This is a genomic window from Streptomyces sp. B21-105 (assembly GCF_036898465.1).
GTDB lineage: Bacteria > Actinomycetota > Actinomycetes > Streptomycetales > Streptomycetaceae > Streptomyces.
Genome location: NZ_JARUMJ010000001.1, coordinates 9,032,815 through 9,044,490, shown reverse-complemented (window position 1 = coordinate 9,044,490; position 11,676 = coordinate 9,032,815). Strand labels below are relative to the sequence as shown.

Genomic DNA, 11,676 nt, shown 5'->3' with positions numbered 1-11,676 from the left:
GCACCGCGTACACGCCGCCGTAGGCGTCGGCGGGGACTTCCTCGTCCCCGGATCAGATCACGCTCGACGCGTGTGGCCTGCACCATCGGCTGCTGCTCCCTTTCGCTGCCGCCGGACGTGGGGCGGGCACCGGTGCGGGGCCTCTTGACAGGCCGGTGCTTCCGGCCTCAGTCTTACCGACCAACACGCAGAATGCAATATATTGCATATGGCGGAAGGACTCTCATGGGCACCACACACACCCGCTCCACCAGCACGGAAATGCCGCTGACACGGCCCTCAGGCCTCCTGCGGCGATGCCTGAAGACGCCGATCGGCATCCAGTCGGTCATCGCCGTCGGACTGGGGGCCCTCATCGGATCCCTCGCCCCCGCCGCGGGCGAACAGATGAAACTCCTCGGAGACGTCTTCCTGAACCTCGTGCAGGTCGTCGTCCTGCCTCTGGTCTTCCCGCTCATCGTGCTGGGCATCGCCCGCATGGAGTCGGTCAAGAAGGTCGGCCGGATCGCCGGCAAGGCCATCCTCTACTTCGAACTCGTCACCACCGTGATCCTGCTGATCGCGGTAGGCCTGGCCAAGCTCACGGGCATCGGCAAGGGCGCCCCCGTGCACGGCGCCGACGCCGGGGACCTCAACGGTCTGAGCCAGGGCATCGACTTCCACGAACTGGTTCTGCACGCCGTGCCGAAGAACATCTTCGCCGCGTTCGGCGAGGGCAACCTCCTCGGCGCCATCGTCTTCGCCCTCCTCGTGGGCGTTGCCATGGCCGCGATCGGGGAGAAGTCCGCACCCTTCGCCGCCGTCCTGGAGTCCGTCGCCGCGGTGATGTTCCAGGTCGTCGGCTACGTCATCCGGACCGCACCGCTGGGCGTGCTCGGGTTCATCTCCTACGACGTCGCCTACTACGGCTTCGGCAACCTGCGCAGCCTGCTGGGCTTCATCGCCGTGGTCTACGCGGGGCTGGCTGTCGTCATCGGCGTGCTCTTCCCGCTCATCGCCGCCGTCTACCGCATCCGCTACGTCGAGCTGCTCAGGTGCGTCGGCGGACTGGCCGGGATCGCGTTCGTCACCCGTAGCTCCGAGTCGGTGCTGGCCCCGCTGATGGGCAGGCTCGAAGCGTTCGGCGTCAGCCGCTCCACGACCTCCTTCGTCGTCCCTCTCGGCTACTCCTTCAACACCGACGGCTCCGTCCTCTACCAGGCCGCGGCTCTTGTCTTCCTCGCCAACGCCTACGGCGCGGACACCTCACTGCCCGCCCTCCTGCTCATGGTCGGGGTGCTGGTGATCCTCTCCAAGGGCATGGCCGGCGTCGCCTCCGCCTCCATCGTCGTCCTCATCGCCGCCGGCAACTCCGTCGGGCTGCCCGCCGAAGGCATCGCCCTGCTCCTCGGCGTCGACTTCGTGGTCGACATGGCCCGCACCGGCGTGAACGTCATCGGCAACTCGCTGGCAGCCGCCGTCGTCGACAGCTCGGAGAAGCGGCGCGAGGCCAGGCGCGCCGACCACGACAGCACCCGGCTCCCGACCGCGCCCGAGGTCACGGCCCCGCAGAAGGAAACGGCGCGGTGAGGGGCACCGCACGGTCGGCCGAGGTCATCGGCATCCTGGGCGGTATGGGCCCCGCGGCCACCGCCGACTTCTACGCCAAGCTGGTCGCGACCACCCCCGGCTCCAGCGATCAGGACCACCTGCGGACGGTCATCTGGTCCGACCCGACCATCCCCGACCGCACCGAGGCCCTGCTGGGCGACGGCCCCGACCCCACCCCCTGGCTCCTCGACGGCAGCCGCGTGCTGCGCGAGGCCGGCGCCACCGTCATCGCCATCCCCTGCAACACCGCGCACGCCTTCGTCCCGCGGATCGCCGCCCACGCCGGCCTGCCCATCGTCCACATGATCGGCGAAGTCGCCCGCCATCTCACCGCCCGGCGCCCCGGGATCCACACCGTCGGGCTGCTGGCCACCACGGGCACCGTCCGCGCGGGCCTGTATCAGGAGCGGCTGGACCGCTTCGGGATCCGCCTCGTCCTGCCGGACGGCGACAGTCAGGACCGGGATGTCATGACGGCGGTCCGCGCGGTGAAAGCCGGTGCCCGCGACGGCACGGCGTCCGAGCCGCTCGCCCGCGCCGCGCGGCGGCTGACCGATCGGGGCGCCCAGGCGGTGATCGCCGGCTGCACCGAGATCCCCCTGGGTCTTCCCGCCGACGCCGTGGACGTTCCGCTCGTCGACCCGTCGCTCATCCTGGCCCAGGCCCTGGTCCGCCTGGCCACCAACAGGAGCACCACGGGATAGGGCGCCGACCGAGCAGCGATGTACTGTACGCAATATGTCACTCGACCGCCCTGTCTCCCGCCGACTTCTCAGCGACGAGGTCTTCCAGCGGCTGCGCGACTCCATCGTGCGCGGCGAACTCGTCCCCGGCGAGAAGGTCAAGGACGGTGAGCTCGCCGAGCGCCTCGGCCTCAGCCGCACCCCGGTGCGCGAGGCGCTCGCACGGCTCGCCGACATCGGCCTGGTGGAGGCCAAGCCCGGCGTCTACACGCGCATCACCACCCTCAACCGCCGCGACGTCGAGAAGACCCTTGCCGTCCTGCGCTCCCTCGACCGGCTCGCGATCGAGACGGCCGTGCCGGTCATGACCGAACAGGCCCTGCGGCTCATGCGCGAAGCCAACAGGGACTTCGAACGGGCCGTCGCCGCCAACGACATCGACGCCGCCCTCGCGGCCGACGACCGCTTCCACGCCGTCCCCCTCGCGGCCGCGGACAACCCCGTGCTCAGCCGGATCGTCGAGCAGCTCCACCCGCAGATCCACCGCATCCTCTACCGCAAGTTCTCCACGCTGTTCGGCGGCCGCAACACCATCGAGCACCATGATCAGCTCATCGACGTCTGCGCGGACGGCGACGCGGTCGCCGCCGCCGAACTCTCCGCGCACCACTGGTCCGAACTCGGCGGACACATCAGCCAGCTCTTCGACACCAACCAGTTCGCCGAGACGGCTACCGGTCAGCCGAACCGGCACCTGTGACGCGGCGGTCCCCCGGTCGGTCACGGCCGGTCGGAGACCCCGGCCCGTGACCCGGTGGCGCGCCGGCGCGGGTGCGCCGCATCGGGCAGGACGGTCACGATGGGTGCGCCCAGGTCCGCCGGCGTGACCTCGCCGCCCGGCCGCTCGCACCGGTGGTCTTCGAAGACGACCGGGGACGGGCCCGACCACCCCATCAGGCGCTGGACCGGGTGACCAGTCCGGTGGGCAGGATCAGCGGGGTCGGGTCCTGACCGTCGAGGAGTGCGACCAGCATGCGGGCCGTCTCCCGGCCGAGAGCCGTGATGGGCTGATGGACGGTGGTGAGCGGCGGGTCGGCGATTTTGGCGATCTCCAGGTCGTCGAAGCCCACCACGGCGACGTCGGCGGGAACCAGCCGGCGGGCCCGCGCAGGCTGCGCAGGGCTCCCGCCGCCATGTTGTCGTTGGCGGCGAACACCCCGTCCACATCGGGGTGGCTCTCCAGCAGGGCGGCCATGACGGCGGCGCCGCTGGGCTCGGTGAAGTCCCCCTCCAGCGGTGGGAACGGATCGAGACCGGCCGCCAGCACGGCGTCGCGGTATCCGCGGTACCGGCTCGGCCGGCTTCGGTGTCCAGACGTCCGCAGATCGCGGCGACACGAGTCCGGCCGTGGGAGAGCAGGTACTCGGTGGCCTCGCGCGCTCCCCCGACGTTGTCGACGTCCACGTACCACCGCGGAGCCGGACCTACCGGGCGTCCGCCGAACACGACGGGTATCTCCGCCTCCTGGGCCATCCGGGCCAGCGGATCGTCCTCGCGCAGCGCCATCAGCATGACGCCGTCGGCGCCCCTGGACCGGAACAGCTCTTCCACCCGCTTGCGCCCCCGGTCGGAAGCGGCCAGGCAGAGCATGAGGTGCAGGTCGGCCTCCTCCAGGGCAGCCGACGCGCCCACGATCACCTGGGCGAAGAACGGGTCCGCGAAGATCGACGGATCCTCGCCGGAGACGACCAGGGCGGCCGCTCCCGTCTGACGGGTGGCCAGGGCACGGGCACGCGGGTTGGGCACGTAACCGAGCTGCCGGACGACCCGTTCGACCGCCTCCCGTTTGGCGCGGCTGACATGCGGAGCGTTGTTGAGGGCGCGGGAGGCCACAGATCGGGAGACGCCGGCGAGTGCGGCCACCTCGTCGAGCGTCGCCTGCCGCCGAGGCGCGGCTTCTGCCATGGACCGTGGGCCTTTCCGTCATGGCCCCGAAGAGCCCGAGAATCCGGTAGCCGGAGCCCTTCGAGGTCGGGGCGAGAGCTGGAAGCGCTTCCAGTTCCAGGACTCTAGATCCTCTTCTTCGCCCTGGGAAGGCATCTGACGCTCCGCGGTCGCCCGCACGAGCACGTGACCAGTGCTTCTTGTACGGGAGCTTGACAGTTCTGACGCCCCGCCACACCATACCGACCACACCCCAAGACTCTCCGCGTTATTGGGAACGCTTCCAGTGGGAGCGCTCCCAATGGCAACACCTCCGCACCTCCGCAGCGCGTCGCATGCTCGGGACGAGCGCGTGCGACGCATCCCCGCCAGGAAACCGAGGTTCAGTCATGCGCCGCAGGCTCCGCGCCCTCGTGACAGTGTTCTTCGCTCTGCCGCTGGCACTCGCCGCCGCCCCGTCGGCACACGCCGCCGACCCGACCACCATGACCAGCGGGTTCTACGTCGACCCCGACGCCAGCGCGAAACGGTGGGTCGCCGCCAACCCCGGCGACGGCCGGGCCCCCGCGATCAGCGCCTCCCTCGCCAACACTCCGGCCGCCCGCTGGTTCGGCTCCTGGAGCGGGGCCATCGGCACCGCCGCCGGCTCGTACGCGGGGGCGGCGGACCGCGCGGACAAACTGCCCCTCCTCGTCGCGTACAACATCTACAACCGCGACTACTGCGGCGGCCATTCGGCGGGCGGCGCCGCCTCGCCGGCCGCGTACGCGAACTGGATCGCGCAGTTCGCCGGCGGCATCGCCAACCGCCCGGCGGTAGTGCTTCTCGAACCGGACTCCCTCGGGGACTACGGCTGCATGAACCAGGCCCAGATCAACGAACGGCAGGGCATGCTCAGCGGCGCCCTGAGCCAGTTCAGCCGACAGGCCCCCAACACCTGGGTCTACCTCGACTCCGGCAACCCGGGCTGGGCCGACGCTGCGACCATGGCCCAGCGGCTGCACAACGCCGGTCTGCGGCAGGCCCATGGCTTCTCGCTCAACATCTCCAACTACTTCACCACGGCGGAGAACACCGCCTACGGCAATGCCGTCAACCGCGAACTGAGCTCCCGGTACGGCTACACCAAGCCGTTCGTCGTGGACACCAGCCGCAACGGCAACGGCTCCAACGGCCAGTGGTGCAACCCCTCCGGCCGCCGCATCGGCACTCCCACCCGGCTGGGCGGAGGCGCCGAGATGCTCCTGTGGATCAAGACCCCGGGTGAGTCCGACGGCAACTGCGGCGTCGGAGGCGGCTCCTCGGCCGGTCAGTTCCTCCCGGAGGTCGCCTACAAGATGATCTACGGCTACTGACCCCCCGCTCCCGTGGCCCCCGGCCCGCTGTCCGTGGCCCGTTCCCGGCGAACGGGCCACGGACGGTGGGCGTTCCTCCCCTGTCCCTCCATCCCCCAGATCAGGATCAGCCATGAAAGCACCTCGTCCGCCGCGCCGCACTGTCGCCGTGGTCGTCGCGGCGGCGCTCACCGCCTGCGCCGCTCTCACCGCGAACCAGGCTCAGGCCCGGCCGGAGCCGCAGCCCCCGTCCCAGTCCCGGGCGGCACCGAGGCAGGACGCGATCACCGCCGGCACGACGTTCTACGCGGACCCGCACAGCAAGGCCGCACAGCAGGCCCTCGTGGACCTCAAGCACGGCGACCTCGCGAACGCCGCGAACATGGCCCGGCTCGCGAGCTGGCCCCAGGGCGAATGGTTCACCGAGGGCACGCCCGGCGAGGTGCGCGCCAAGGTGCGCCGACTCGTCCACCGGGCCGGGGCCGCGCACCGGACGCCCGTCCTGGTCGCGTACGACGTGCCCGGCCGCGACTGCTCGCAGTACTCCAGCGGTGGAGCAGCGTCCTCCGCCGCCTACCGGCAGTGGATCGACGCCTTCGCCGCCGGCATCGGCCCGGGCCGGGCGTTGGTCGTCGGCGAGCCCGACGGCCTGGCCCTCCTCCCGAAGGACTGCGGCCCCGGCACCGACCCGACCGGCGCGCTCACGGCCGCCCGGATCGCCGACCTAGGGTACGCCGTCAGGACTCTCAAGGCCCTGCCGCGCACCGCGGTCTACCTGGACGCGGGGAACGTCCTGTGGCGGCCGGTCGGCGACATGGCCCAGCGGCTCCTGGACGCCGGGGTCCGCTCCGCCGACGGGTTCTCCCTGAACGTCTCCAACACCCTCCCCACCGGCCACAACGCCAGGTACGGCGCCTGGGTGGCGAAGTGCATGTGGTTCGCCACCGAGGGACCGCAGCAGGCACGCGGCCACACCGACTGGTGCGCCAGTCAGTACTACTCGTCGGCCGCCCCCAACGACGGCGTCCCGGGCAACGCCGTCGACTCGACCGATCCCGCCACCTGGCGGTGGACCGACGCCTGGTTCGACCAGAACGCGGGCGCCCCGCCGTCCGGCCGTCTGCAGCACTTCGTGATCGACACGAGCCGCAACGGCCGAGGCGCCTGGACCCCGGAGCCGGGCAGGTACAGCGGGGATCCGGAGGTCTGGTGCAACGCGCCCGGACGGGGGCTCGGGCCGCGTCCCACGGCGGCCACGGGCGTTCCCCTCGTCGACGCCTACCTGTGGATCAAGATCCCCGGCGAGTCCGACGGCAGCTGCACGCGCAACACCGGCGGCACGATCGACCCCGAGTACGGCATCGTCGACCCGCCCGCCGGCGCCTGGTGGCCCGACCAGGCCCGTTCGCTGGCCCGCAACGCGGCGCCCCGCCTCGTGTTCAACCGCTGAAGGGCCAAACCGCTCTGCTCACCCGGCCGGCCGGGGGGCGGTCCGCTCACGTACCGGGAGGAGGTTCTTCCTCCAGCTTCTCGAGGAAGAACTCGCGTGAGGAGGAGACGTCGTTCTCGTGACCGGCCTGGGGCGGCAGCAGCGGGGAGGCCTGGAACAGGCGTCACCCGTCGCACAGTGCGGCGAGCCCGGCGGCGTAGGACGGCTCATCGCCGTCACCGGTCGTCGGGCGGGTCCGGCCGGCGCTGCCGGCGTCAAGGTCGTCCAGTGGCCCGCCGGCAGCGGCGCCAATCAGGAATGGCAGCCCGTCGGCGTCTGACGCCCCGGCCGCGCACGTCAACTACGACCAGGGCATCGGCTCCGGCACACCGCATACGCCGGAGCCGGCCGTTCGGGGGTGAAGCCGGTCAGCCGTGGAGGGGTCAGGGGGCGGCCACGACCACGTTGAACCAGGGGGTGCTGAGCGACCGCAGCGGCGAGTCGAGCTTCTGCATGTTCAGCCGGTAGGTCCCGGCCGGGAGAACTCCGCTGCCGGGCAGGGCGGTCAGCGGCAGGTACCGACCGTTGAAGACACCGCTGCGGTCGTACGTCCACAGACCCGCGCTGGTATGCAGGACGGTGTAGGGGCCGCGGGCGAGCGAGGGGTTGACCGCGGACTTCTGCGTACGGTTGAGGACGAAGGACGCGCCCGCGTACGACGGGACGCGGGCCGGCCTGGTGAGGGTGAAGCTGAAATAGCGGTTGGCGTGACCCGCGCCGGACGTCAGGGGCGGGCAGTTCACGGCCACCACGGTCCGGCCCGTCACATTGCCCAGGGCGAGGGGGTTGCCGTACGTGCCGGCGCCCGTGAGGCGACGGCAGTCGTACTGATAGGTGGCCGCGGCGGCGGACGAAGCGAGCGCCAGTGTCATGGCGGCGGCCGCCGTGGTGGGCGTGAGGACTGCGGCGGCCTTGCGCAGCGGGCGGTGCAGGACGGTGCCGTGACGCTTCATCGAGTGGTTGCAACCCCCTTCGTGGGGCCCGGGGTTCGAGCCGTCCGGAAACCTAGCCCAGCCGGGGTGCGGCGGATGGCAGCTGATCGGTAAGGACGGGAAAGAGATCACCGATGACGACAGGCGGACAGTCCCTGGCCGACGGCCGCCCCCGCCCGACAGCAGCTGGGACGGCCGACGGGCAGAGAGCCCGACGCACGCGTCGGACGGGGTTCGCGGCTGTGGCCGCCGCCTGGGTGGGGCCCGCTACGGGGTTTCAGCCGGCTCGAGCAGTGCGGCCTTCGCGCGCCGCGGTTGGAGACCCTGGACAGCCCGGCGGGCCGCGTCGTCATCGATGGGCAGTCGCTGTGGCTGCTTGAGACGCACCGTGCGCCCTCGCTGGCCGAGTAGCGCCAGAGACCCCGGCTGCCCTGCGCCGCCGGCTTCCGGCAGTCTCACGCGCTGCCCCGTCCCGGGTGCTGACCGATGGGGGCAGGACCTGGTCATAGCCTTACGGCCGTACGGACCAGGCCGGCCAGGGTGAGGGAGCGGCTGTGCGCAGGCCAGGCGATGTGGGTCACGACGGGAGGTGCGTCGGTCAAGGGAACGGCCGTGTGCTCGGCCCACAGCCAGGAGCGGGCGGAGTCGGGGACGACCGCCACGGTGCGTCCGAGGGCGATCAGCTGGGCCAGTTGGGTCTGGTTGTGGATCTCGGGGCCAGGGCCGGGTGCGTAGGCGCCGCGGGTGGGCCAGCGGGCGAGCGGCAGACCGGGGACGTCCCTGACATCGGCCAGGGACAAGGTCTCGTGGGCGGCGAGAGGGTGCCCGGCAGGCAGGACGGCGACCTGCCCCTCGGCCGCCAGTACCTCGCTGTCGAAGCCGGCGAGGGAGTTCCACGGCGTGTGCATGAGCGCGACATCGGCGCGTCCGTCGCGGAGCAGTTCTTCCTGCTCGCAAATGCCGCACGGCAGCACCTCGATCTCGGCGCTGTCGGGTTCGGCCGCGTAGGCGTCGAGAAGCTTCCGCAGCAGTTCGTGAGACGCAGCGGCCTTCACCGCGAGGACCAGCCGGTCACGGGGGCCGCCGGGACTGTCGGCACCGCCGGCGCGCCGGGTGCGGCGAGCGGCGGCGGCGGTCGCGTCGAGGGCCGCCCGGCCCTCGTGCAGCAGCACCTCTCCGGCACCGGTCAGGCGGACACCGCGGCGGTTGCGCTGCAGCAGGCAGACCCCGAGGCGCCGTTCGAGCTGCTGGATCGCCCGGGACAGCGGCGGCTGGGCCATGCCGAGGCGCTCGGCGGCGCGCCCGAAGTGCAGTTCCTCGGCGACGGCCACGAAGTACCTCAGCTCGCGGGTCTCCAGGGTGTGCACGGTCGCAGCATACGCGGTGATACCTGACAGGTATGACAGGGCACCGTATCGGTGTTGGCCGCGCTATTCGTCCGAGGGCCACCATCATCAGCATGAGCGAAACGATGATCGCGCTGGTGACCGGCGCGAACAAGGGCATCGGGTACGAGATCGCGGCCGGGCTGGGCGGCCTCGGGTACCGCGTGGGCGTGGGAGCCCGTGATGAGTCCCGACGTGAAACCGCCGTCGGAAAGCTGCGCGCCCTCGGCGTGGACGCGTTCGGGGTACCGCTGGACGTGACCGACGACCGGAGCGTCACCGATGCCGCGGAGCTGGTCGAAGGGTTGGCCGGGCGCCTGGACGCTCTGGTCAACAACGCCGGCATCTCGGGCGAAATGGGCCCGGGGTGGGAGCAGGACCCGACCGCGCTCGACCTGGAGGTGCTCCGCACGGTCGTGGACACCAACGTCATGGGTGCCGTCCGGGTGACCAACGCGATGCTGCCGCTCCTGCGGCGCTCGGCCTCGCCGCGTATTGTCAATGTCTCCAGCAGCGTCGGCTCCCTGGCGCGGCAGGCGGACCCGGACACCGAGATCGGGCCGATCATGGCGGCCTACGCGCCGTCGAAGTCGTTCCTCAACGCCCTCACTGTGCAGTACGCCCGGCAGTTCGCCGGTACGAACATCCTGATCAACGCGGCCTGTCCGGGCCTGGTCGCGACCGACTTCACAGGCTTTCACGGACCCCGCACCCCTGAACAGGGCGCGGCCACAGCTGTCCGGCTCGCCACGCTGCCCGACGGCGGCCCGAGCGGTTCGTTCTTCGAGGACGACGGCGTCGTCCCCTGGTGATCACGAACTGCCCTCAGCCGACGAAGCCCCGGCGGGTCCACGAAGCGGCGCGGACGGTCCGGATCAGATGAGCAGCGGGAAACATCCATCCGACGGGGGCCGAACAAGAGCTGAGCACGAAATCCCGCACTGCGGATCGATGAGGATTCTCGGCGGCCGCCTGACGGGCTTTCTCCACTCGGGGCAGGTCCTGCGGTTGGTTCTTCGAGGCCGCGATCGACGCCGTCGCACTTCGGTGGCTTCTACGGCGAGTGACCGGAGGCTGAGCACGTCCCGGAATGGCCGGGACAGGCATGGTCGCGGCCTAACGAGTCGTCACATGTCTCACCCTCTGGCGAGACTGGTGCCGGACAGGTCCATGGGGACACATCGCCAGTCCGGCATGCCCCAGCGCCCCGACGCTCTGTCCTGCCCCTCTCCTTCATCCCCCACCGCGTCGCGCACGCAGCGCACGTCATTCGGCGGCCATGGCAGCCGCGTGCGTGGCGACTCTCCTGGTCACGCAGCGGGCCGCCCTGATCTCGCCAGGCCCGGCGGCGGCAGCCGCCGAAGGTCCCCGTGAGGGGGATCTCGAGCCGCTGCCCGGCACCGGGTCGGCAGCGTTGAACCGCGACGTCATCGCCAGGGTCCGACCGGTGTGGGAGGAGCTCATGGCACTGCCACGGGCGCAACAGCTCGCACGCATCAACGCGATGTACGCCGCCGCTCTCTCCTGCGAGGGCGACGCGTTCGAGGTACTCAAAGGCGGTCCGTCCCAGTGAGATGGCTGACGCTGTACGCGCACTCGCGCCAGGTGCCCGCGTCGCTCGCCACGGTGCTGATCAGTGCCGCGGCCGGGTGGGCGCTCACTCGAGACGGCAGTGCCGCGCCTGGTGGGTCGCAACTGCCCGCGGTCGTCCTCACCGCGGGCGCCATGGCCCTCTCGACCGGACTCGGCGGGCAGGACCTCGACCTGGACCGCAGCGCCGCGATCCGATGGGCTCCCCGCAGAGCGGCGCACGTGCTGCTCGGCGGCGCGATCGTCGGCGCCGTGCTCCTGACCGTGCAGATGGTGGGTCAGGACCTGGCCACCACCGAGTTCGTCGCCCGGGACTGCGCGGGACTGGCGGGGCTGGCCGCCCTGGGTGCGGCGGTCGCGGGAGGACGGTACGCCTGGGCGTTCCCCTTCACCTGGCTCGCGTTCGCGTTCCTCGCTCCGCCCCCGGCGACCACGGTGCCCGTGAAGGTGGCGACCTGGATGCTGCTGCCGGCCGGCACGCCTGCGGCGACCTGGACGGCACTGTGCCTCGCGGTGGTCGGCACGGTGCTCTACGCCCTCGCGGGACCGGAAGCCCTCACACTGCCGCCCCGGCGAGTATGGCGAGATCGGAACGTCTCTGCGGCACGCGCTGACTGAAGGGCGGGCCCACACCGGACCTTCGCCGGTCGGCCGGGCCCCCCACCTGTCGCGGCACCCACCTCGCACCGCAGTCGCGCGTCCGGAGATTTCCCCTGCCCCCTGACAAGG

The 11,676-nt window shown here is 71.5% G+C and carries 11 protein-coding genes and 1 pseudogene; 9 read left to right on the top strand and 3 right to left on the bottom strand.

Features of this window, described 5'->3' with window-relative positions; genetic code table 11:
* Positions 1 to 225: 225 nt before the first annotated feature.
* Genes QA802_RS40485 through QA802_RS40475 form a run of 3 tightly spaced genes read left to right on the top strand, consistent with a single transcriptional unit; the run spans position 226 to position 3,033 of the window.
* Entirely contained in the window at positions 226 to 1,569 is a 1,344-nt protein-coding gene (locus QA802_RS40485; RefSeq protein ID WP_334533945.1) for a dicarboxylate/amino acid:cation symporter, read from the top strand.
* On the top strand, positions 1,566 to 2,294 hold the full coding sequence (gene cuyB / locus QA802_RS40480) for a cysteate racemase (protein WP_334533942.1): 729 nt from the start codon (positions 1,566 to 1,568) through the stop codon (positions 2,292 to 2,294). The genes QA802_RS40485 and cuyB overlap by 4 nt, the downstream gene beginning before the upstream one ends.
* A gap of 34 nt (positions 2,295 to 2,328) precedes the next feature.
* Complete coding sequence (locus tag QA802_RS40475; RefSeq protein ID WP_334533939.1) at positions 2,329 to 3,033, top strand: GntR family transcriptional regulator; 705 nt, start codon at positions 2,329 to 2,331, stop codon at positions 3,031 to 3,033.
* 193 nt (positions 3,034 to 3,226) lie between these two features.
* Here the strand turns inward: QA802_RS40475 and QA802_RS40470 are convergent.
* Positions 3,227 to 4,238 (bottom strand): annotated as a pseudogene (locus tag QA802_RS40470) (LacI family DNA-binding transcriptional regulator).
* 368 nt (positions 4,239 to 4,606) lie between these two features.
* On the opposite strand from QA802_RS40470, the gene QA802_RS40465 reads away from it, so the two are divergent.
* The 3 genes from QA802_RS40465 to QA802_RS41840 all read left to right on the top strand — a co-directional run bounded on the left by QA802_RS40465 (position 4,607) and on the right by QA802_RS41840 (position 7,320).
* Complete coding sequence (locus QA802_RS40465) at positions 4,607 to 5,572, top strand: glycoside hydrolase family 6 protein (RefSeq protein WP_334533936.1); 966 nt, start codon at positions 4,607 to 4,609, stop codon at positions 5,570 to 5,572.
* A 112-nt stretch (positions 5,573 to 5,684) separates the two neighbouring features.
* Positions 5,685 to 7,001 carry a glycoside hydrolase family 6 protein gene (locus QA802_RS40460; RefSeq protein WP_334533933.1) on the top strand — a complete coding sequence of 439 codons (1,317 nt, stop codon included), beginning with the start codon at positions 5,685 to 5,687 and terminating at the stop codon, positions 6,999 to 7,001.
* Positions 7,002 to 7,119: 118 nt separating this feature from the next.
* The gene (locus QA802_RS41840) at positions 7,120 to 7,320 is read left to right on the top strand and encodes a hypothetical protein (protein WP_443042246.1); all 201 of its coding nucleotides are present in this window, start codon (positions 7,120 to 7,122) and stop codon (positions 7,318 to 7,320) included.
* Between the two features lie 103 nt (positions 7,321 to 7,423).
* On the opposite strand, the gene QA802_RS40450 is transcribed toward QA802_RS41840, so the two are convergent.
* Together QA802_RS40450 and QA802_RS40445 are read right to left on the bottom strand one after the other, a co-directional pair.
* Positions 7,424 to 7,993, bottom strand: a complete 570-nt coding sequence (locus QA802_RS40450; protein ID WP_334533930.1) for a hypothetical protein — start codon at positions 7,991 to 7,993, stop codon at positions 7,424 to 7,426.
* Positions 7,994 to 8,475: 482 nt separating this feature from the next.
* On the bottom strand, positions 8,476 to 9,339 hold the full coding sequence (locus QA802_RS40445; protein WP_334533927.1) for a LysR family transcriptional regulator: 864 nt from the start codon (positions 9,337 to 9,339) through the stop codon (positions 8,476 to 8,478).
* Between the two features lie 92 nt (positions 9,340 to 9,431).
* On the opposite strand from QA802_RS40445, the gene QA802_RS40440 reads away from it, so the two are divergent.
* The 3 genes from QA802_RS40440 (at position 9,432) to QA802_RS40430 (ending at position 11,565) form a co-directional block, all read left to right on the top strand.
* The gene (locus QA802_RS40440; protein WP_334533924.1) at positions 9,432 to 10,169 is read left to right on the top strand and encodes an SDR family oxidoreductase; all 738 of its coding nucleotides are present in this window, start codon (positions 9,432 to 9,434) and stop codon (positions 10,167 to 10,169) included.
* A gap of 467 nt (positions 10,170 to 10,636) precedes the next feature.
* Positions 10,637 to 10,930: a hypothetical protein gene (locus QA802_RS40435; RefSeq protein WP_334533921.1), complete on the top strand. Its 294-nt coding sequence runs from the start codon at positions 10,637 to 10,639 to the stop codon at positions 10,928 to 10,930.
* Positions 10,927 to 11,565, top strand: a complete 639-nt coding sequence (locus QA802_RS40430; protein ID WP_334533918.1) for a hypothetical protein — start codon at positions 10,927 to 10,929, stop codon at positions 11,563 to 11,565. The genes QA802_RS40435 and QA802_RS40430 overlap by 4 nt, the downstream gene beginning before the upstream one ends.
* Positions 11,566 to 11,676: the final 111 nt, after the last annotated feature.